Here is a 20672-nt window from a genome sequence, read left to right as displayed (position 1 = left end):
GTGGTGATCGCGGGTGCCCAGACCGTCTGGAGCTGCACCTTGAAGAAACGGCGCACCTCCTTCACATAGAGCGTCTTGAGGCCGCCCCAGTTGACGTTGCGGATGACGGGCACCCCGGGGGCGCTACGTACCGCCGATCGGTCTGGGATAGCGCTTTCCGGGGGTTGGCTGCTCATGCGGCGCGGCGTAACCGCTGCGACTGGGGGCCGCAACCGCCCATTTGATGGACTGGAACCGAGCGAATGAGCTGGACGGACGAGCGTATCGAGACGCTGAAGACGATGTGGGAAGCGGGGCAGACCGCCAGCCAGATAGCCGAGGGGCTGGGCGGGGTCAGCCGCAACGCGGTGATCGGCAAGGCGCACCGCCTGGGCCTGCAGTCGCGCCCCTCGCCGGTACGACCCAATGAGCCGGCCATAGTGGCGGAGCCCGAGCCGGTCGCGGAGGCGCCGCCCCCCATGGAGGTCGAGATCGAGGTCGAGCCCATGCCCGAGCCGGTCGTCGCGATCGCACCCGAGCCCGACCTGATCGCGGCCGACGAGCCTGAGGAGATGGTCGACGACGAGGAAGAGGAGGGCGATCCGGTGCCGCAGGTGGCGGCCGCGCCTCAGCCTGTGCTCCGCTCGGTCGGCCCCGGCGGCTTTCTGCGTCAGACGCCCGGCGAGCAGCAGGCCCCGCTGACTCCGGCACCGCCGCGTCGGCTCGTGCCGGCAAAGCCCTCGCCCGAGATCGCGGGCAAGACGACCTTGCTCGATCTCAGCGAGCGTGTGTGCAAATGGCCGCTGGGTCACCCGGGCGAGGCCGATTTCCATTTCTGCGGCGACAAGGTAAACCCGGGCTTCCCCTATTGCGTCGCGCATTGCGGCCATGCCTATCAGGCGCAATTGCCGCGGCGCGACCGGCGCCCGCCGCCGCCGCTACCGTTCGGGGGCCCCCGGGTTCGCTAACCGGCAAGGCCGGCGCAGACGCTGTGCCCCCCGGCCGACGCGGCCACAGCCGCGTTCGACGTCTCGGGCTTCGCCCGTGACCGGCTCCGGCCTTCTCCGCAAGCGCCACGAAAAAGGCCCGCTGGTCACACGACCAGCGGGCCTTTTTCTTGCGCCAGGCGGTCAAGAGCCCGCCTGAGCAGATGCTCGGTGCATACCTCGCCGGCCTCCGACCATACCGGGTGGGGCGGGCGGCGACACGACGTGTCGCCGCCCGCCCCGTGCCTTAGAAGCGCAGCGCCGCAGTGGCGCGCAGGCTGTGCCAGCTGAAACGCGGGTCCGAGCGACGGAAATCGGTGCCGGCCGATCCGTTCGCGACGAACGGGTTGGTGCTGGGAGCCGTGCCCTGCGTCACGCGCCCGCGCGTGTCCTTGTCCTGATACTGGTGGAACAGATATTCCAGGCCGATCGAGAAGTTGTTGCCGATCATCTGCTCGACGCCCCCGCCCGCGACGAAGCCGAACTGACGACGCTTGCCGCGTACTTCGAAGGCATTCGCCGAATTGCCGATGGAGCGGAAATCGCGGTCGAGGCTGACATAGCCGCCGCCGCCGGTCCCGTAGAACAGCGTCGATCGCCCGGCCACGAAGCCAAGCCGCGCGCGCGCCGTGGCTTCCCACTCGATCTTGCGGGTCAGGATATAGGCCGCCGGGGTGGTCGAGAAAGCGGAAACGCTGTCGCGGATTTCCGCGCGACCGAATTCGCCCAACGCGCCGAACACGATCTTGCCCGCCTGAACGTCGAAACCGACCTTGCCGTAATACTCGATGCCGTCACGGTCCTTCGAACAGAAGCCGCCGGCGGGGCTGGTCAGCGACGTCGCCGTGGTCGCCGCGCCGCTGCAGAAACCACCCACGGGGGCGCCAAAGGCATTCGCGCCGGCACCGGTGGTGACCGTGTCGCCGAAATTGCCGTCGAGACCGCGATCGAAGCGGATGAACGATCCGCCATCACCCGGCTGAACCGCGCCGCCGAACGAGCCGCCGACATACAGGCCGCTGAACGGCGCGTCCTCGGTCGCCGGATCGGCGGTCGTGGTGACGGCGGGTTCGTAAGCGGCGGGCGCGGCGGGCTCATAGGGGGCAGGCGCCGTCTGGGTGGCCGGATCGGCGACCGCCGTTCCCATGTCCTGGGCCAGCGCGGGGGCGCCGAGCGCGAAAGAAAGGCCGGCCAGGCCGGTCAGCAAAGTGTGACGCATGGGCAAAACTCCTGAGGTTGGTTCGGATGCAGTAACGTCGATTACGCGATTTGGGTGCATCTGCGAAGGGATTCCCGCAAACCGTGTTTTTCCGGCAACACCGACGGGGGCGACCGACTTGGCACGAGCGCGGCGGCGGCGTATCGAGTTCCCGATATGTCCTCCGACCTCTTCTCCACCGCATCGCAGGCCGCCGGCAGCTACGACGCGTCGTCGATCGAGGTTCTGGAGGGACTGGAGCCCGTCCGGCGTCGTCCGGGCATGTATGTCGGGGGCACGGACGAACGCGCGCTCCACCATCTCGCCGCCGAAGTGCTCGACAATGCGATGGACGAGGCGGTAGCGGGCCACGCCACCCGCATCGAGGTAATGCTCGAACCCGGCGATCGGCTGACCGTCGTCGACAATGGTCGCGGCATCCCCGTCGACCCGCACCCGAAATTTCCGGACAAGTCCGCGCTGGAGGTGATCCTGTCGACGCTCCATTCGGGCGGCAAGTTCGCCGGCAAGGCTTATGCGACCAGCGGCGGGCTTAACGGCGTCGGCGTCAGCGTCGTCAACGCGCTGTCGTCGGACACGGTGGTCGAGGTCGCGCGCGACCGGAAGCTCTACCGCCAGCGTTTCGCGCGCGGGCTGACCCTTGGGCCGCTCGAACAGCTCGGCGGCGCCCCCAACCGGCGCGGCACGTCGGTGGCGTTCACCCCCGACGCGGAGATCTTTGGCCCGGAGCTTCACTTCAAGCCCGCGCGCCTCCACCGGCTGGCGCGGTCCAAGGCCTATCTGTTCGCGGGCGTGGAGATACGCTGGCGGTGCGCGCCCGAGCTCATCACCGACGACACCCCGGGCGAGGCGGTGTTCCAGTTCCCCGGCGGCCTGGCCGACCATCTGCGCGAGCAGATCGGCGGGCGCGACTGCGCCACCGCCGACTTCTTCGCGGGCAGCCAGGATTTTCCGGGCGACCAGGGCCGCGTCGAATGGGCGGTGGCCTGGCCGTTGTGGAGCGACGGCAGCTATAGCTGGTATTGCAACACCATCCCGACCCCCGACGGCGGCACCCATGAACAGGGCCTGCGCCAGGCCTTGGTGCGATCCTTGCGCCAGTTCGGTGAGCTGGTGAAGGACAAGCGCATCAAGGACGTGACCGCCGACGACGTGATGGTCGGATCGGAGCTGATGCTCTCCGTCTTCATCCGCGAGCCGCAATTCCAGTCGCAGACCAAGGACCGGCTGACCTCGCCCGAAGCCGCCGGCCTCGTCGAAAAGGCGGTACGCGACCATTTCGACTTGTGGCTCAGCCATAACATGGACCGGGGCCGCGCGCTGCTGGGCTATGTGCTCGAACGCATGGACGACCGGCTCCGGCGCAAGCAGGAACGCGAGGTCAAGCGCAAGACCGCCACCTCCGCGCGCAAGCTGCGCCTGCCGGGTAAGCTGACCGACTGTTCGGCCGACAATCCGGCGGGCACCGAATTGTTCATCGTCGAGGGCGATTCGGCGGGCGGATCGGCCAAGCAGGCGCGCGACCGCAAGACCCAGGCGATCCTGCCGATCCGGGGCAAGATCCTCAACGTCGCCTCGGCGACCAGCGCCAAGATATTGGCGAACCAGGAGATCGCCGACCTGATCCAGGCCCTAGGCTGCGGCACCCGCAAGGACTGCGACGCCAGCCTGCTGCGCTATGAGCGCATCGTCATCATGACCGACGCCGATGTCGACGGCGCGCATATCGCGACGCTGCTGATGACCTTCTTCTTCCAGGAGATGCCCGACCTGGTGCGCAAGGGTCACCTCCATCTCGCCCAGCCGCCGCTCTACCGCCTGACCGTCGGCGCGAAGTCCCTCTACGCCCGCGACGACGCCCACCGCGCCGAGATCGAGCGCACCGCCTTCAAGGGCAAGAAGGTCGAGGTGTCGCGCTTCAAAGGGCTGGGCGAGATGAACCCCATCCAGCTGCGCGAGACGACGATGGACCCCAAGACGCGCGGCATGATCCGCATCACCCTGCCGCAGGAATATGAGGAGCGGGCGGGGGTCAAGGACCTGGTCGACCGGCTGATGGGCAACAACCCCGCCCACCGCTTCGCCTTCATCCAGGAAAACGCCGCGCGGGTGGAGGAAGAGGCGTTGGACGCCTGATCCGTTCGGGCAAGCGGTTGACGCTTCCCGGCCCCGAACCCTATTAGCGAATGGAGGCGGCCGCCATCGGTCGCCTTTTCCGTTTCCAGGAGTGTCGCCCCGTGGCCATCACCGCCCTCATGCCCGTTTACCCCCGCTGCGGGGTGCGGCCGGTGCGCGGCGAGGGCTGCTATCTGTACGGCGAGGATGGGCGCAAGTTCCTCGACTTCGCCAGCGGCATTGCGGTCAACGCGCTGGGGCATGGCCATCCCAGGCTGGTCGGCGCGATCGCCGAACAGGCGGCGACGCTGATGCACGTGTCGAACCTCTACGGATCGCCCCAGGGCGAGGCACTGGCGGCCCGGCTGGTCGAGAACAGCTTCGCCGACACGGTGTTCTTCACCAATTCGGGCGCCGAGGCGGTCGAGTGCGCGATCAAGACCGCCCGTCGTTATCATTTCGCCAACGGCCATCCCGAGCGCCACGAGCTCATCACCTTCGACATGGCGTTCCATGGCCGCACGATCGGCACCATTTCCGCGACCAACCAGGACAAGCTGCGCAACGGGTTCGAGCCGCTGCTCCCCGGTTTCGCCTATGCGCCGTTCGACGATTTGGAGGCGGCGCTGGCGCTGATCGGCCCGCACACGGCCGGCTTCCTGGTCGAACCGATTCAGGGCGAGGGCGGGGTGCGCCCCGCGTCCGAAGCCTTCCTGAAGGGCCTGCGCGCGGCGTGCGACGAGCATGGGCTGCTGCTGGTGCTCGACGAGGTCCAGTGCGGTTATGGACGGACAGGGCGCTTCTTCGCCCATGAGCTCTACGGCGTGACGCCCGACATCATGGCGGTCGCCAAGGGCATCGGCGGCGGCTTCCCGCTCGGCGCGTGTCTGGCGACTGAGGAGGCCGCCAAGGGCATGATCGCGGGCACCCACGGCTCCACCTATGGCGGCAATCCGCTCGCCATGGCGGCGGGCGAGGCGGTGCTCGACGTGATCCTCGAACCCGGCTTCCTGGAGCATGTCGAGGATATGGGCCGGCGCCTGCGGTCCTCGCTCGAACAGATGATCCCGAACCACGACGCGCTGTTCGATCATGTGCGCGGGCACGGGCTGATGCTCGGCCTCAAGCTCAAGAGCGACAGCCGCGCCTTCGTCGCCCATGCGCGCGATCATCACGACCTGCTGCTCGTCGCCGCCGGCGAGAACGTCGTGCGCATCCTGCCGCCGCTGGTGATCGACGAAAGCCATATCGCCGAATGCGTCGAGAAATTGAGCGAGGCGGCGCGCGTCTATGTGCCCGCCGCCGATGACTGAGCCGCGCCATTTCCTGTCGCTCGCCGATGCGGGCGCGGACGGGCTCGCCGCGATCCTCGCCGACGCGCTCGACCGCAAGGCGGCGCGGGCGGGCTGGCCCAAGGGCCGCGTCGACGCCGACGCGCCGCTCGCCGGCCATGTGCTGGCGATGGTGTTCGAGAAGAACTCGACCCGCACCCGCGTGTCCTTCGACATGGCGATGCGCCAGCTCGGCGGCCAGACGATCGTCATGGAGGCGGGGCAGATGCAGCTCGGCCGGGGCGAGACCGTGGCGGACACCGCGCGCATCCTGTCGGGCTATGTCGACGCGGTGATGCTGCGGACCGACGACCATGTCAAAATCGAGGAACTGGCCGGTCACGCGTCGGTGCCCGTCGTCAACGGGCTCACCGACCTGTCGCATCCCTGCCAGATCGTCGCGGACCTGCTGACCGTGCTGGAGACCGGCCGCGCGCTGCCGGGCCTCAAGGTCGCGTGGCTCGGCGACGGCAACAACGTCCTCGCCTCACTGATCGAGGCGGCGGGGCTGATGCATTTCGACGTGGTCGCCGCCTGCCCGCAGGGGTTCCAGCCGGACGCGGCGATGCTCGCCCTCGGCGCCGGCCGTGCGCGCGCGGTCGCGTCTCCGGTCGAGGCGGTCGAGGGGGCCGATCTGGTCGTGACCGATTGCTGGATTTCGATGGGTCAGGACCATGCCGACGCGAAGCTGGCGGCGATGATGCCCTATCAGGTCACGCCCGCCTTGATGGCCAGCGCCAAGCCCGGTGCCGCTTTCCTCCACTGCCTCCCCGCCCATCGGGGCGAGGAGGTCGTCGCCGAGGTGATCGACGGTCCGCAATCGCTGATCTGGGCCGAGGCGGAGAACCGGCTTCACGCGCAGAAATCGATCCTGCGCTGGTGTTTCGGGCAGATCGGCTGACCATCGCGCAGCGTTGATCCCGACGACCCGCGCCCTATCTTCACCCGATGCCCGACCTGAAGACCCAAGACCTCGACCGCGCGCTCGGCTTCGCGATCCCCTCGCGCAGCGCGCGCGGGCGGATGGTGCGGCTCGGCCCCGTGCTCGACACCGTGCTGTCGGCCCATGCCTATCCCCCCGCGATCGAGGCCCTGCTGGCCGAGGCGCTGACGCTCGCCGCGCTGATCGGATCGACGCTGAAGGACGCGTCGGGCCAGCTCACCATGCAGGCGCAGAACAAGGGCGGCGTGGTCGAGCTGCTGGTGTGCGACTACAAGGGCGGCGAGCTGCGCGGCTATGTCCAGTACGATGCCGACCGGCTGGCCGAGCTGCCCGCGGATCCGACGCTGTTCGCGCTGTTCGGCCAGGGCTATCTGGCCATCACTTTCGACCTGGCGGTCACCAAGGAGCGGTATCAGGGCATCGTGCCGCTCGACGGCGATACGCTGTCGCAGGCCGCCGAAAGTTATTTCGTCCAGTCGGAGCAGATCCCCAGCCTGGTCCGCGTCGCCGTCCGCAAGCGCCCCGACGGCAGCACGATCGCGGGCGGGCTGTTCCTCCAGCACCTGCCCGAGGGCGAGGACGGCCGCGAGCGCCTCCACACCCGCCTTGATCATCCCGAATGGGAGCATGTCGCCGCGCTCGGCGGCACCATGGGCGCCGACGAGCTCGCCGAGCCGGCTTTGCCGCTCGAGACCCTGATATGGCGTCTGTTCAACGAGGAAAGCGAAGTGCGCGTGCTCGCGTCCATCGCACTGGCCCAGGGCTGCCGCTGCACGCCCGAGCATATCGCGAGCGTCATCGGCAAATTCCCGATCGAGGAGCAGCGTGACATGGCCGATGCGGAAGGGGTCATCACCGTCGACTGCAAGTTTTGCGCACGGAATTTTCCGATCCGCGTGGGGGCAGAGCTGGTTTCGGGAAACTGACCGGCATTTACGCGTTCTTCACCGGTCGTCGTGCAGGAAAGGGTGGTCGTGCCCCTTCGGCACGCTTCTCCCTTGTTGGCCTGACGGCCATTCTAGGCCGCCCTTCGGGGCGGCCGTTTTTTCGGGTGCCTGTTTTTCCGGCGGTTGCGCGCGCGCCTCGTCTCGCCTAGCTCGCGCGCGATCATGCAACAGCAAGCTCTAGCGGTCGCCCTTGTTTCGGGCGGCCTCGACTCGATGGTGGCGGCCGCGCTCGCGGTCGAGAGCGGCTATCGCCTGCTCGCGCTTTCGGTCGATTACAACCAGCGTCACCGCGTCGAACTCGCGGCCGCCGCGCGCGTCGCCGCCGCCCTGGGCGCGGCACGGCACGTGGTGCTTCCGCTCGACCTGTCGCGCTTCGGCGGCTCGGCGCTGACCGATGCGATCGACGTGCCCAAGGACGGGGTCGGAGAGGGCATCCCCGTCACCTATGTTCCCGCGCGCAACACCATCTTCCTGTCGCTCGCGCTAGGCTGGGCGGAGGCGGCGGGCGCGCGCGATCTGTTCATCGGCGTCAACGCGCTCGACTATTCGGGCTATCCCGATTGCCGCCCCGAATTCATCACCGCGTTCGAATCGCTTGCCGATCTCGCGACCAAGGCGGGGGTGGAGGGTGCGCCCTTCCGTATCCGCGCCCCGCTGCAGCACATGACCAAGGCCGATATCGTCCGCGAAGGCGCGCGACTCGGACTGAACATGGGGCTCAGCTGGTCCTGCTACGATCCGACCGCGGATGCGCTTCACTGCGGCCTGTGCGATTCGTGCCGGCTGCGCGCCAAGGGTTTCGTCGAGGCGGGCGTCGTCGATCCGACGGCCTACGCCGCCCGATGACTTATGCCGTCAAGGAGATCTTCCTGACGCTTCAGGGCGAGGGCGCCAATGCCGGTGCACGCGCGGTGTTCGTGCGCTTCGCCGGGTGCAACCTATGGTCGGGCCGCGAACAGGACCGTGCGACGGCGGTGTGCCGCTTCTGCGATACCGATTTCGTCGGGATCGACGGGGTGGGCGGAGGGCGTTTCGCCGATGCGCGGTCGCTGGTCGCCGCGGTCGCGGATCATTGGGGCGACCGGCACGACCGTCGCTTCGTCGTCCTGACCGGCGGGGAGCCGATGCTCCAGGTCGACGATGCGGTCGTGGACGCGCTCCACGCCGCCGGCTTCCGGATCGCGATCGAAAGCAACGGTACGCTGCCGACCCACCCGCGCATCGACTGGGTGTGCATCAGCCCCAAGGCCGGCAGCGACATCGTCCAGCGCCGGGGCGACGAGCTGAAGCTCGTCTGGCCGCAGGCGGGGATCGATCCGGTCGCGCTGGAGGCATGGGATTTCGCCCAGCATCTGATCCAGCCGCTGGACGATGCGAACGCCCCCGCGAATCAGGCAGCGGCGGTCGCGCTCGTCATGGAACGTCCACGCTGGCGGCTGAGCCTGCAGACGCACAAGCTGCTGGGGTTGCGTTAGCGCGACGCGATGCCGACCGCCGGCAGATCGGGCCAGGTCGACACGCCGCATTTCTTGGCCTGCCATTCGCCCTTCTTGTTCCAGCAGATCGTGTCGAGTCGGGGGCGTGTCAGCGCCACGTCGCGCCATTCGTGGCGGGGGAAACGCTGCTCGCCGAACGGCACCAGGCTGTTCCGCAACTCCTGCATCCGCGCCTCGGCCAGCTCGCCGAAATGTCCGCGCGGGGTGAAGTTCGCGTCCGCGCCGATCGTGTTGGCGGTCTGGCAGAAACCGCGCTGCGCGCCGACGGTGGCGTAGCTGGAATAGATGCGCGTCCCGAACTGGTCGAGCGCGGTCTGCCCGGCCTTGGCCGTCTTGCCCGTCCGCGTGAAATATTTCGACAGCGTGTCGAACGCACCCTTCAGCTCGTCCCGATGATCGGCCAGCAGCGCGTTGTAGTTGCGCACCGTGTTGAGCGTCGGCTCGAACTGGCATTGGAGCGCGGCGACGTTGAGCGCGGCGCGCATCGTCCAGACCAGACCCGCGCGCAACTCGTCGGGCGTAGCATCGGGCATGGGGGAGCCGATGATGCCCGGTTCGTCGCCCTTTACCGGCTGGCCCGCCATCGGCTTGGACTGGAGAAAGAACTGGGCGGAGGCGGGCGCGGCGCTCAACGCACACGTCCCCATCACCGCGCCCACGGCCACACGCAACACCCTCATCATACCCTCCCGCTCGGCAAGCTGCGGAATCTACTGGATTAGCGGCGCGGGCCCAAATGCTTTTTAACCATTTCGTCGCGTTCGCGCCCGAGCGGTCGGGCACTGCGCCGAGCCGACGGAGCGCCCATGAAAAAGGGGCCGCCCGGTCTGCCCGGACGGCCCCTTTCGAAACGGGTCGATACGACCCGCGACTTACATCGCGTTGCTGGTGGTCGTCGTCGTCGTGCTGTTGGTCATCATGGTGTCGTTCGCCATCATGGTGTCGTTCGACATCATCATCGAGTCGTTGGCCATCATGCCGCTGTTCATGCCACCGTCGACGGCGGTCATGTTGTCGGACATCGTGTCCATGCCCTCGGTGGTGTTCAGGTCGGTGACCATCGTGTTCTCGGTCGCGGTCTCGTTGTTGCCGCCACAAGCCGACACGAGCAGCGCCGCACCGGCGATCATCGAACCGGTCAGAACCTTGGAAATCAGTGCACGCATTTGGAAGCTCCCTTGTGATAAGGATTTGGACGGCACCACAAGGCTGCTATCACCCAAATCGCAGTGGACATTAAACCGAACGCACGCGGCTCTCAACCCTCCATTTACGGCGGGCAAGAAAGAGTTTGCAGAAAGGTCCGGGCCGTTAACGCCAGATCCATGTCGAAGGTTTCACGGTCGCGTGCGATTCCGAGCCGCTCGAAGCTGGTGACTCCGGCGTCGCCGATGCCGCAGGGCACGATTCCGCCGAAATGCGACAGGTCGGGCGATAGATTGACCGCGAAGCCGTGAAGCGTGACCCAGCGCCGCACGCGCACCCCGATCGCACCGATCTTCGCCTCCCGGCCGCCGTCCAGCGTCCATATGCCGACCCGGCCCGGCACGGTGAACGCCGCGACTCCGGCGCGCGCCAGCGCCGCGATCACCCATTGCTCCAACGCATGGACGAATCGGCGCACGTCGCGCCCACGCTTCGCCAGGTCGAGCACCAGATAACCGATCCGCTGCCCCGGCCCGTGATAGGTGTACCGCCCGCCGCGCCCGGTCCGGACCACGGGGAAACGCGGGTCGAGCAGCTCGGCGTCGACCGCGCTCGTCCCGCCCGTATAGACGGCCGGATGTTCCAGCAGCCAGATCAGTTCGCGCGCGCGCCCCTCCGCCACGTCGGCGGCGCGCGCCTCCATCTCGGCGACGGCCTCCGCATAGGGGGCCAGCCCGGCCGTGACGCGCCATTCGATGTCGGGGGGAAGCTGATCCACTCCCGGCCTGTGCGATACCCGTCCCGCCCGCGCAACCGCGCCGATGGCAAAGCTGGTGCGCATGGGCTAGCGACGGCGCTGGTCGGAAAAGCCAAGGGGTAAGCGCGGTGACGGAAGCGAAGGTCGGCATCGGTTCGGTATGGGACACCGCCGTCGAGGCGGTGCGCGGGCGGCTGGCGCTGATCCTGCCGATCGCCGCATCGGCCATTTTCCTGCCCAGCGTCGTCCAGGCGGGGCTGGCCCTCTATGCGGGTGGCGCGGCCGGCAACGCGGTCGTGGCGCCCGCGACGGGTTCGGCGCTTCTACGCTTCGCGCTGATGCTCGGATTACTCGTGCTGACGCTGTGGGGCGCGCTGGCGATCACCGCGATCACCAGCGCGCCGGGCACGACGGCGCCGTCGGCCAGGGGACAGGCCTCCGCCAGGCTTCCTGCCTTGCTCGGCGTGACGCTGGTGCTCACGCTTGCGCTGACGCTGCCGACCTTGCCCGTCATCGCGGTGCTGGCCGCGGCCGGTGTGGACATGACCACCATGGGTCAGCCCGGTGGGGTGTCGAACCTTGGCCGGGGCAGCGGCTTGTTCATTCTTCTCTACTCGCTTTTCCTGCTCGGCGTCCTGTTGTGGCTGTTCGCGCGCCTGATGCCGCTGCTTCCGACGGTGTTGCACGAGCGACTCGGCCTGCGCGCGATCGGTCGGGCCTTCCGCCTCACACGGGGGCTCGGGTTCAAGCTGGTCGGCGTCCTGGTCCTGTACGCGATCGTTCTGACGGTCGCGACCAGCGCGGCGGAGTGGGTGACGTTCATCCCGTTCCGGCTGATCCTGGGCGCGGGGAATAGCGGGGTGGCGCGCTTCATCGGTGCGGTCGTCGGCGCGTTGGTCGCGACGGCGCTCAGCGTTCTCGCCTATGCCTTTGCCGCCCAGCTCTACCGGCGTCTGACCGCGCACGAGCACGGGACGCCGATCGGGGACGCGCACCCCGCCCGCTGATGCCCATCGCGATCCAGCCCGTCCTGGCCGAGGCGTGGGGCCTGTTCCGCCGCGACCGGGACTGGGTCCTCCGCGTCGCGGGGCCTTTTCTCTTTCTCCCGGCCTTCGCGCTGGCGCTGCTCGTGCCGAGCTGGCCCGCCGCGCCGACGCCCGGCGCCGGGTCGCCGGAGGCGGAGGCGCTTGCCTGGGCCGCCACGCTGACCGGCTGGGCGCGGGCCCATGGCGGTTGGTATCTGCTCGTCTTCGGGATCACGACCTTCGGCACCGCGGCGCTCCAATCGGCCTATCTCGACCACCATGCGCCCGATATCGGCACCGCGCTTCGACGCGCGGGCCTGTTGCTGCCGCGCTATCTGCTCGCCCTGCTGCTCGTCGCGATCCCGACGGCGGCCGGACTCTATCTCTGGGTCCTGCCGGGCCTCTATGTCATGGGACGCGCGATGCTCGTCGGGCCGGTGCTGGTCGCCGAGCGCCCGGTGAGCGCGATGGGAGCGGTGGCGCGCTCCTTCGTCCTCAGCCGCGGCGCGGGGCTGCCCCTCATGGCGCTCGCCGGGACTTCGTTGCTCGGCAACATGATCCTCGCCCAGCCTTTCGCGATGCTGGACATGGCCGGGACGAGCGTCCTTGCGAACGTCGTGAGCGCGGCCGGCCTGGCGATCGCCTCGACGCTCGCCGGGATCGCGCAGGTGTTGATCGCGGTCAGCGCCTATCGCCGGCTCGGCTAGCCGCCCAGCAACGGTATGTGCGGCGCCGCGTCGCGCGGCAGGATGCCCGCCAGGCGCGGGTCGGGGAAGGTCTCCAGCGTCCGCCCCGTCGCCGCGAAGCCCTGGGCCCGGTAGAAGCCGAGCGCGCGGGGATGGTCGAGCGTGCAGGTGTGGAGCCATATCCGCCCGGTCCCCGATCGCCACGCAAGGTCCAATGCGCGGGCCATCAACCACCGCCCATGACCCCGCCCGGCAAGTTCGGGCACCAGTCCGAAATAGGAAATCTCGGTGACTCCTTCGTGCCGAAGGTCGAGTTCGAGCAGCCCGACCTCGGCGCCCGCGCCGTCGAGCACCGCGAAGACCTCCACCCGCTTGTCATGGACGATCGCGAGCAGCCGGGAGTCGTCCATCGTCAGCCGCGAATACCAGAGCCAGGGCTCGCCCACCCGGCGAAAGAGCGCGCGATACCGGGCGGGATCGGGCGCGCGCCACCGTTCCAGGCAAAGCGGGGAGGGCGGGATTGGGCCGAGCAGGGGCCGGACCCGCATCTCCAGCGTCGTCACCACCGTCCCGACATGGTCGGCCGGGACGGGGATCAGTCCCAATTGGCGACCGGCGGCAGGCTCATCAGGATCGCGTCGATATTGCCGCCGGTCTTCAGCCCGAACAACGTCCCCCGGTCGTAGACCAGGTTGAACTCCGCATAGCGCCCGCGCCACACCCGTTGCGCGGCGATGTCCGCACCGCTGAAGGGCGTCGCCATCCGCCGCCGCACGATCCGCGGATAGATGTCGAGAAACGCCTCGCCGATCGCGCGGGCAAAGGCGAAATCCGCGTCGAACCCGCCCTCCAGATGGTCGAAGAACACGCCCCCCACGCCCCGGTGCACCTGCCGGTGGGGAATGTAGAAATACTCGTCCGCCCAGGTCTTGAAGCGGGGGTAATAGTCCGGGTCGTGCCGGTCGCACGCCGCTTTGAGGCTAGCATGGAAGTCCGCCGTGTCCTCCGCGATCGGCAGCGGCGGGTTCAGGTCCGCGCCCCCGCCGAACCAGCGCTTGGTCGTCACCAGGAAGCGCTGGTTCATGTGAACGGCGGGCACATGGGGATTGGCCATGTGCGCGACCAGGCTGATGCCGGTCGCGAAGAAGCGCGGATCGTCGCCCGCGCCGTGGACCGTGCGCCCGAACTCGCCGTCGAACGTGCCGCCGACGGTCGAGACGTTGACCCCGACCTTCTCGAACACGCGGCCCTTCATCACCCCGCGTACCCCGCCGCCGCCAGGCTCGCCCGACGGGTCGACGCGATCCCAGCCGATATAGTCGAACCGCGCGTCCGACCCGGCTTCGCGCTCCACCGCCTCGAACTCGGCGCAGATGCGGTCGCGAAGCAATTCGAACCAGGCGCGCGCGGCGGCCTGTTGCGGATCAAGCGGGGTGGGGAGGTCGGGCATCTCCGCCTTCTATCCACAGCCCCGGCGTCAAGTCGAGGGGAGCGGAACCGCGCGAAGCTGGCGCATCATCTCGCCCGCGATCATCGCCCCGGCCACCGCGACGTTGAGCGACCGCATTCCCGCGCGCAACGGGATCGCGACGCGCAGGGCGGCGGCGGCATGGACCTCCTCGGTCACGCCGCGCCCCTCCGACCCGAGCAGCAGCACGTCGTCCGGCCGGAAGGCGGCATCCCATAGACCCACCGCGCCGCGCGTCGTCGCCAGCACGATCCGGCCCGTCGTCGCGGCCCGGAACGCCGCCCAATCGGCATGGCGCCGGACGTCGGCCATCCCGGCATAGTCCATCCCGGCGCGGCGCAGCGCCCGGTCGCCCCAGGGGAAGCCCATCGGCTCGATCAGGTCGACCGCCACGTCCAGACAGGCGCCCAGGCGCAGGATCGTGCCGACATTGCCCGCGATATCGGGTTCGAACAGGGCGATGCGCATGGCGGCCGGTAACGCAAGGTGCCTCTCCGGTAAAAGGTAGTTGGCAAAAGCGGCTTCCCGTGGCTATCAGGCCGGCCACGACGGTCCGTGCGTGGAACGGGCCGGACATCCTCCATCGCGGGCCAATCGTCGGGCTCGTCCGAAGACATCCAAGGGCTGTTTTGAATGGCGACTGTTGAAGACCAGCTTCCGATCGGCGAGTCGCCGGTCATGGCGGCCAAGGGCGACCTGCCCGATCCGCGCCGTCGCGACTTCATCAACGTCGCCGCCGTCGCCTTTGCCGGGGTGGGCGCCGTCGCGATCGTGCTGCCGCTCATCAACCAGATGAGCCCGGCCGCCGACGTGCTGGCCCAGTCCTCGACCGAGGTCGACGTGTCCAAGATCGCCCCCGGCCAGGCGATCAAGACCCAGTTCCGCAAGCAACCGCTGTTCGTCCGCAACCTGACCCCGGCCGAGATCGCCGCCGCCGACGCGGTGCCGTTGGGCGACCTGCGCGACAAGCAGTCGCTCGCCGAGCGGACCAAGGAAGGCAAAAAGAATTGGCTGGTGACGCTCGGCGTCTGCACCCATCTCGGCTGCGTGCCGCTGGGCGCCGGCGAGGGCGAGAACAAAGGGCCGTTCGGCGGCTATTTCTGCCCTTGCCACGGCTCGGCCTATGACACGGCCGGCCGGATCCGTTCGGGGCCCGCGCCGACCAATCTTCAGGTTCCCGAATACCAGTTCAATTCCGACACTGTCCTGACCGTCGGTTGAGGTAGCAGATCATGAGCTTTCCCTGGGCCAAGCAATACGAGCCGCGCGCTCCCCTGATGAAATATCTCGACGAGAAGCTGCCGCTTCCGCGTCTGGCCTATAACGCGATCGGCGCCGGTTATCCGGTCCCGCGCAACCTGAATTACTTCTGGAATTTCGGCGTTCTCGCGGGCGCCGCGCTGCTGATTCAGATCGTGACGGGCGTCGCGCTGGCGATGAACTACGCCGCCAACGGCACGGTCGCCTTCGACTCGGTCGAGCGTATCATGCGCGACGTCAATGCGGGCTGGTTCCTGCGCTACGCCCACGCGAACGGCGCGTCGATGTTCCTGGCCGTGGTCTACATCCATATCGGCCGCGGCCTGTATTACGGGTCGTACAAGGCCCCGCGTGAGATGGTGTGGCTGCTCGGCGTGACCATTTTCCTGCTCATGATGGCGACCGCCTTCATGGGCTATGTGCTGCCCTGGGGTCAGATGAGCTTCTGGGGGGCGCAGGTCATCACCGGCTTCTTTTCGGCCATTCCCGTCGTCGGCGAGACGCTGCGCATCTGGCTGCTAGGCGGCTTCGCGCCCGACAATTCGGCGCTCAACCGCTTCTTCTCGCTCCATTATCTGCTGCCCTTCGTGACCGCGGGCGTGGTGATCCTCAAGATCTGGGCGCTCCACATCCCCGGTTCGTCCAACCCGACCGGCGTCGAGGTGAAGGGGCCGCAGGACACCGTGCCCTTCCATCCCTATTATACCGCCAAGGACGGCGTCGGGCTGGGCGTGTTCATGCTGATCTTCGCGCTGCTGATCTTCTTCTCGCCCAATCTGCTCGGCCATCCGGACAACTACATTCCGGCCAACCCGCTTTCGACGCCCGCGCATATCGTTCCCGAATGGTATTTCCTGCCCTTTTACGCGATCCTGAAGTCCTTCACCGTCGACTTCATCCTGCCGGCGAAGCTGTGGGGCGTGCTGGCGATGTTCGGGTCGATCCTGCTGCTGTTCTTCCTCCCCTGGATCGACACCAGCCCGGTGCGCTCGGCCAATTTCCGCCCGGCCGTGCGCTGGGGGCTGCTGGTGCTGCTCTTCGCGATCCTGCTGCTCGGCTATGTCGGCGGTGCGGAGGCCAGCGCGCGCAACGTCATCCTCGGGCAGATCGCGACCGCGATCTATTTCGGTTATTTCCTCGTCTATCTGCCGATCGTGTCGCGGCTGGAGCGTCCGCGCCCCATGCCCAATTCGATCACCGACGCCGTGCTGGCACGCCATGGGGGCACCAGCCCCGCCCGGACCGCAGCCGTCGCATAGCCCGATCCGATCTATCAGGACTGTCACACACCCATGGTTCGCAAAATCGCTTTTCTGATCGGGCTCGGCTTCATCGCCGTGCTGCTGATCGGGCTCGTCTCGACGATCATCGACGCGGTCCGTACCCCCGCGCCCGAGTCCGCGAGCCACGAGTTCCACCTCGAGCCGCGCCCGGCCGGCTTCTCGTCGGACGGCGTGTTCGGCAAATGGGACCGTGCCCAGCTCCAGCGCGGTTTCCAGGTCTACAAGGAAGTCTGCGCGGGTTGCCATTCGATGCGGCTCGTGTCGTTCCGCGACCTGGAGCAGATCGGCTATAACGAGGCCGAGGTGAAGGCGATCGCGCAGCAATGGCCGGTCGAACAGCCCAGCATCAACGAGGAAACGGGCGAGCCCGCGACGCGCAAGAACCTCCCCTCCGACCGCATCCCCTCGCCCTATGCCAACGAGGTCGCCGCCCGCGCCGCCAACAACAACGCGCTGCCGCCCGATCTGTCGCTGATGGTCAAGGCGCGCGACGACGGCACCGATTATATTCATTCGCTGCTGACCGGCTATCGCGAGCAGCCCGCGGAGGTGGTGGCGAAGTTCCCCGATGCGAAGACGCCGGACGGGCTCCACTACAACCCCTATTACGCCAATCTCAACATCGCCATGCCGCCGCCGCTCGCCTCGGACGGGCAGGTCACCTATTCGGACGGGACCAAGTCGACCGTCGACCAGATGGCGCGCGATGTGGCCGCCTTCCTGACCTGGACCGCCGAGCCCAATCTCGAGCGTCGCCACGCGGCCGGGCTCGCCGCGGTGCTGTTCATCGTGATCTTCTGCTTCCTGGCTTATGGCGCGTACAAGAATGTCTGGGCCGACATGAAGCATTGAGCGGGCGTCGCTCCTCCCGGTGGTGGGAGGAGCAGGGGATAGGCCTGCGGGAGGCGCGCAGGCGTCGAACCACCCCGGCCGCTCCCGCCCGAGAGAGCGAAGGACAGCGCCAGTGACCGCCAATCCCGACCTCGCCGCGCTGATCCGCACCATCCCGGACTTCCCCAGGCCCGGCATCCAGTTCCGCGACATCACGACCCTGCTGCTCGACGCCCAGGGTCTGGCCATGTCGGTCGAATCCATGGCCGCGTCCGCCATCGGTCCCGTCGATCTGGTCGCCGGGATCGAGGCGCGGGGCTTCCTGTTCGCCGCCGCGCTCGCCATCCCGCTTCACGCCGGCGTTCTCCTGATCCGCAAGGACGGCAAGCTGCCCGGCGTTACGATCGCGGAGGAATATGCGCTCGAATATGGCGAGGACCGGATCGCCATGCACGCCGATTCCTGCGCGCCTGGTGCTCGCGTGCTGCTGGTCGACGACCTGATCGCGACGGGCGGCACCGCCCGCGCCGCCGTCCGCCTGCTCCGCCGCGCGGGCGCCGAGGTGGTCCAGGCGCAGTTCCTGGTCGACCTGCCCGATCTCGGCGGCGCCGATGCGCTGCGCGCAGACGGGGTGGACGTGACCTCACTGGTAAGCTTTCCCGGCCATTGAGGAACCGCGACAGGCCGTGCTCGTTCTAGGCTTGTTCGCGGGCGCGTGCTTGCCCGCCCTCGTATGGGAGAACGTGCCATGTTGAAGCGGATCGGGATCGCATTGGGCGCGATCGCATTGGGGCTGGGCGCGGGCGCCTGCACCGACGGCTATGGCTATGGCGGCCTGGGGCTTGGCTACGGATCGCCCTATGCCGCCGGCTATGGTTACGATGGATACGGCTATGACGGCTTTGGCTATGGCGGCTTGGGCTATGCCGGTGTCGGTGGAGGCTGGTATAACGACTTTTATTATCCCGGCACCGGCGTGTACGTGTTCGACCGCAATCGGCGCCCCTATCGCTGGAACGCCGATCAGCAGCGCTATTTCCAAGGCCGCCGCGGCAATGCCTTTGCCGGTGCGCGCGCGCTGAACCGCGCCAACCCGAACACCTATCCTGGCGGTCGCGCCGAATATCGCGAGGACCGCCGCGAGGTGCGCGAGAATGCCCGCGACTATCGCCAGGACCGTCGTGCCGACACCCAGGCGTTCCGCGCCGACCGTCGCGGCGACCGTCAGGAACTCCGCGCCGGCACCGTCACCCGCGATCAGTTCCGGGCCGAACGCCGCACCGACAATCGCCAGTTCCGGCGCGAAGGGCGTCAGGACACGCGGCAGCTACGCCGTGAGAATCGGCGCGCGATCCGGAACTGAGCGCTGCTCGCCGCAGGCGCGACCGAGCGCGCCACTCGGGCGCGGCTCGGGCGCGTTCGACGGCGCGCGGGAACGGGCGCACCCTTATGAAGGGTGCGCCTCCACGTCGGCCTCGACGCCGCTGGCTGCGCCGTCCGGCCGCGTCGATACCAGCCCGGTCGAGATGAACGTCATCACCGACACGTCATGCTGGTTGCGCACCGTCATGCGGCTTCGGAAGATGCCCATTTCGGGCCGCTTCTCGGACCGGCGCTTTTCCAGCACCTCGGTTTCACAGCGCAGCGTGTCGCCCGGATAGACGGGCTTCAGCCAGCGCAGCTCGTCGACGCCCGGCGACCCCAGCCCGGCCTGGCGGTTCGCCGTGAAATTCTCGACCATCATCGACATCACCATCGCGCAGCTGTGCCAGCCGCTGGCGGACAGCCGCCCGAAATGGGTCGCCGCCGCCGCCTCGTTCGACAGGTGGAAGGGCTGGGGATCGTAACGCGCCGCGAATTCCATCACCTCCTCGCGCGTGACCTGGTAATTGCCGAAGCGGGCGACCGCCCCGACCTCGATATCCTCGAAATACTGCATCCGATCTCCTGTCGCGCGAAGCCCGTCACCGGAGCACCTTGTTGAACGGCGCGGCCGTCCCGTCCAGCCCCGGCGCGGGCGGCAGCCCGATGAGCCGGCGCAGCAGCGGCGCGACCGAGACATTGTCGAACTCCGCCACACGCCTGCCCGGGCGGAATGCGGGGCCGTTGGCGATGAAGATCGCGCGCATCGACGGCTCGGCGGGGTCATAGCCATGTTCGCCCTTCAGATAGGCCCGCCCACCCGGCACCGCGAAACGCCAGCCGAGGTCCGCCATGCACAGAAAGGGCGGCACGCGCGGATGTCGCCCGAACCGGAACCGCGCCGGCAGCTCTCCGCGTCGCCAGCAGCGCAGATGCGCGCGGGGTCGCAGCACCCGGGCGGCCACCGCCGCCTCGGCGCCCGGCTTGGGCCAGGCATAAAGGATCGGGCCGCCCTGCGCCGTTCGCATGATCGCCTCGTCGGCGATATCGGCCGGGTCGATCAAGTGGGTGGGAGGGACCGGCGCCATGCCGTGATCGGACACGACCACCAGATTGGCCGGCTGACCGAGCGCGGCCAGCCCGTCGCGTAAGACGCCGATCTGCGCGTCGATCTCGCGCGTGGCCTCCGTCTGTTCGGGGGAGCCATAGCCTTGTTCGTGCGCGGCCTTGTCGACCTGGTCGAAATACAGCGTCAGCAGGCGCGGCCGTTCCGTCTCGGGTCGGCGCAGCCAGTCGAGCACGAAGCGTACCCGCTCCGCGCTGCCGATATCCGCCACGTACGGCACCCACACGCTCGGCCGCACGCCGCCGATCGCTGCCTCGGTGCCCGGCCAGAACATCGTACCCGCCCGTATCCCGGCGCGCTCCGCCGTCACCCAGATCGGCTCCGCCCCCTCCCACCAGAACCGGTCGCGATTCTGCTTCGGGTCGCCGATGGTGAAGCGGACACCCGGCCGCGCGGGATCTTCCATCGTGTTGTCGACGACCCCGTGCCGATCGGGGCGCAACCCCGTCACCAGCGTATAATGATTGGGAAAGGTGTTGGCCGGGAAGGACGGCCGCATCGCTCCGGCGGCTCCCGCCGTCGCTAACACGTCGAGCACCGGCGTGTCGCCCCGCCCGAGCGAGTCGGGCCGCAGGCCGTCGATCGATACCAGGATGGTCACCGGCGGGCGTCGCTCGACATTTGCGATCGTGGCGGGTGGGGAAGCGCCCGCCACGCACCCCGACAGCAGGAGCGCGGCGGCCGCCAGCAGGGATTTCATGTGCTCATCGCT

General features: G+C 68.3%; 23 protein-coding genes and 1 pseudogene. 14 read left to right on the top strand and 10 right to left on the bottom strand.

Translation table 11 applies throughout. From position 1 onward, the window contains the following. Window positions 1–176, bottom strand: a pseudogene (locus VF592_RS00805) (multidrug ABC transporter permease); the annotation flags it as partial. Between the two features lie 66 nt (window positions 177–242). Here VF592_RS00805 and VF592_RS00800 point away from each other — a divergent pair. Continuing rightward, complete coding sequence (locus VF592_RS00800) at window positions 243–947, top strand: GcrA family cell cycle regulator (protein WP_331003688.1); 705 nt, start codon at window positions 243–245, stop codon at window positions 945–947. Window positions 948–1212: 265 nt separating this feature from the next. Here VF592_RS00800 and VF592_RS00795 read toward each other — a convergent pair whose 3' ends face one another. After that, window positions 1213–2184, bottom strand: coding sequence for a hypothetical protein (locus tag VF592_RS00795; protein WP_331003687.1), 972 nt, complete (start codon window positions 2182–2184; stop codon window positions 1213–1215). 156 nt (window positions 2185–2340) lie between these two features. Between VF592_RS00795 and parE the strand changes: the two genes are divergently transcribed. The 6 genes from parE to queE all read left to right on the top strand — a co-directional run bounded on the left by parE (window position 2341) and on the right by queE (window position 8995). Beyond that, window positions 2341–4320 carry a DNA topoisomerase IV subunit B gene (gene parE / locus VF592_RS00790; RefSeq protein WP_331003686.1) on the top strand — a complete coding sequence of 660 codons (1980 nt, stop codon included), beginning with the start codon at window positions 2341–2343 and terminating at the stop codon, window positions 4318–4320. 101 nt (window positions 4321–4421) lie between these two features. Next, the gene (locus tag VF592_RS00785) at window positions 4422–5612 is read left to right on the top strand and encodes an aspartate aminotransferase family protein (RefSeq protein WP_331003685.1); all 1191 of its coding nucleotides are present in this window, start codon (window positions 4422–4424) and stop codon (window positions 5610–5612) included. Continuing rightward, window positions 5605–6531, top strand: coding sequence for an ornithine carbamoyltransferase (gene argF / locus VF592_RS00780; protein ID WP_331003684.1), 927 nt, complete (start codon window positions 5605–5607; stop codon window positions 6529–6531). Before VF592_RS00785 ends, argF begins: the two co-directional genes overlap by 8 nt. A 47-nt stretch (window positions 6532–6578) precedes the next feature. Further along, window positions 6579–7499, top strand: coding sequence for an Hsp33 family molecular chaperone HslO (locus tag VF592_RS00775; protein WP_331003683.1), 921 nt, complete (start codon window positions 6579–6581; stop codon window positions 7497–7499). A gap of 183 nt (window positions 7500–7682) precedes the next feature. After that, the gene (gene queC / locus VF592_RS00770; protein WP_331003682.1) at window positions 7683–8366 is read left to right on the top strand and encodes a 7-cyano-7-deazaguanine synthase QueC; all 684 of its coding nucleotides are present in this window, start codon (window positions 7683–7685) and stop codon (window positions 8364–8366) included. Next, window positions 8363–8995 carry a 7-carboxy-7-deazaguanine synthase gene (queE, locus tag VF592_RS00765; RefSeq protein WP_331003681.1) on the top strand — a complete coding sequence of 211 codons (633 nt, stop codon included), beginning with the start codon at window positions 8363–8365 and terminating at the stop codon, window positions 8993–8995. Before queC ends, queE begins: the two co-directional genes overlap by 4 nt. Here the strand turns inward: queE and VF592_RS00760 are convergent. From VF592_RS00760 to lipB, 3 genes are all read right to left on the bottom strand, one after another. Then, window positions 8992–9696, bottom strand: a complete 705-nt coding sequence (locus VF592_RS00760; protein ID WP_331003680.1) for a hypothetical protein — start codon at window positions 9694–9696, stop codon at window positions 8992–8994. The two genes, queE and VF592_RS00760, sit on opposite strands and share 4 nt — an antisense overlap. 192 nt (window positions 9697–9888) lie before the next feature. Continuing rightward, the gene (locus VF592_RS00755) at window positions 9889–10182 is read right to left on the bottom strand and encodes a hypothetical protein (RefSeq protein WP_331003679.1); all 294 of its coding nucleotides are present in this window, start codon (window positions 10180–10182) and stop codon (window positions 9889–9891) included. 104 nt (window positions 10183–10286) lie between these two features. Then, complete coding sequence (gene lipB, locus VF592_RS00750; RefSeq protein WP_331003678.1) at window positions 10287–10940, bottom strand: lipoyl(octanoyl) transferase LipB; 654 nt, start codon at window positions 10938–10940, stop codon at window positions 10287–10289. Window positions 10941–11047: 107 nt separating this feature from the next. Between lipB and VF592_RS00745 the strand changes: the two genes are divergently transcribed. Together VF592_RS00745 and VF592_RS00740 are read left to right on the top strand one after the other, a co-directional pair. Further along, a complete protein-coding gene (locus VF592_RS00745) occupies window positions 11048–11926 on the top strand; it encodes a hypothetical protein (RefSeq protein WP_331003677.1) in 879 nt (292 codons plus the stop codon). Then, a complete protein-coding gene (locus tag VF592_RS00740; protein WP_331003676.1) occupies window positions 11926–12651 on the top strand; it encodes a hypothetical protein in 726 nt (241 codons plus the stop codon). Before VF592_RS00745 ends, VF592_RS00740 begins: the two co-directional genes overlap by 1 nt. Here VF592_RS00740 and VF592_RS00735 read toward each other — a convergent pair. The 3 genes from VF592_RS00735 to VF592_RS00725 are packed head-to-tail and all read right to left on the bottom strand — an operon-like array spanning window position 12648 to window position 14566. Next, window positions 12648–13235 carry a GNAT family N-acetyltransferase gene (locus tag VF592_RS00735; protein WP_331003675.1) on the bottom strand — a complete coding sequence of 196 codons (588 nt, stop codon included), beginning with the start codon at window positions 13233–13235 and terminating at the stop codon, window positions 12648–12650. The two genes, VF592_RS00740 and VF592_RS00735, sit on opposite strands and share 4 nt — an antisense overlap. Continuing rightward, window positions 13226–14080 (bottom strand): oxygen-dependent coproporphyrinogen oxidase, encoded by an 855-nt coding sequence (gene hemF, locus VF592_RS00730; protein ID WP_331003674.1) that lies wholly within the window; start codon window positions 14078–14080, stop codon window positions 13226–13228. The genes VF592_RS00735 and hemF overlap by 10 nt, the downstream gene beginning before the upstream one ends. Window positions 14081–14107: 27 nt before the next feature. Continuing rightward, complete coding sequence (locus tag VF592_RS00725; protein ID WP_331003673.1) at window positions 14108–14566, bottom strand: tRNA (cytidine(34)-2'-O)-methyltransferase; 459 nt, start codon at window positions 14564–14566, stop codon at window positions 14108–14110. 165 nt (window positions 14567–14731) lie between these two features. Here VF592_RS00725 and petA point away from each other — a divergent pair, with 165 nt between their 5' ends. From petA to VF592_RS00700, 5 genes are all read left to right on the top strand, one after another. Then, window positions 14732–15319, top strand: a complete 588-nt coding sequence (gene petA / locus VF592_RS00720; protein WP_414714115.1) for a ubiquinol-cytochrome c reductase iron-sulfur subunit — start codon at window positions 14732–14734, stop codon at window positions 15317–15319. 11 nt (window positions 15320–15330) lie between these two features. Next, entirely contained in the window at window positions 15331–16617 is a 1287-nt protein-coding gene (locus VF592_RS00715; RefSeq protein WP_331003672.1) for a cytochrome b/b6, read from the top strand. Between the two features lie 33 nt (window positions 16618–16650). After that, a complete protein-coding gene (locus VF592_RS00710; protein WP_331003671.1) occupies window positions 16651–17493 on the top strand; it encodes a cytochrome c1 in 843 nt (280 codons plus the stop codon). Window positions 17494–17605: 112 nt separating this feature from the next. After that, window positions 17606–18142 (top strand): adenine phosphoribosyltransferase, encoded by a 537-nt coding sequence (locus VF592_RS00705; RefSeq protein WP_331003670.1) that lies wholly within the window; start codon window positions 17606–17608, stop codon window positions 18140–18142. A 78-nt stretch (window positions 18143–18220) separates the two neighbouring features. After that, complete coding sequence (locus VF592_RS00700) at window positions 18221–18835, top strand: hypothetical protein (RefSeq protein WP_331003669.1); 615 nt, start codon at window positions 18221–18223, stop codon at window positions 18833–18835. An 84-nt stretch (window positions 18836–18919) separates the two neighbouring features. On the opposite strand, the gene VF592_RS00695 is transcribed toward VF592_RS00700, so the two are convergent. Both VF592_RS00695 and VF592_RS00690 read right to left on the bottom strand, forming a co-directional pair. Then, window positions 18920–19411: a MaoC family dehydratase gene (locus tag VF592_RS00695; RefSeq protein ID WP_331003668.1), complete on the bottom strand. Its 492-nt coding sequence runs from the start codon at window positions 19409–19411 to the stop codon at window positions 18920–18922. A gap of 25 nt (window positions 19412–19436) precedes the next feature. After that, the gene (locus VF592_RS00690) at window positions 19437–20660 is read right to left on the bottom strand and encodes an ectonucleotide pyrophosphatase/phosphodiesterase (RefSeq protein WP_331003667.1); all 1224 of its coding nucleotides are present in this window, start codon (window positions 20658–20660) and stop codon (window positions 19437–19439) included. Between the last annotated feature and the right edge of the window lie 12 nt (window positions 20661–20672).

Source organism: Sphingomonas sp., assembly GCF_036388435.1.
Classification (GTDB): domain Bacteria; phylum Pseudomonadota; class Alphaproteobacteria; order Sphingomonadales; family Sphingomonadaceae; genus Sphingomonas.
The sequence above is the reverse complement of the archived record's forward strand: the minus strand, read 5'-3'. Positions and strand labels throughout refer to the sequence as shown.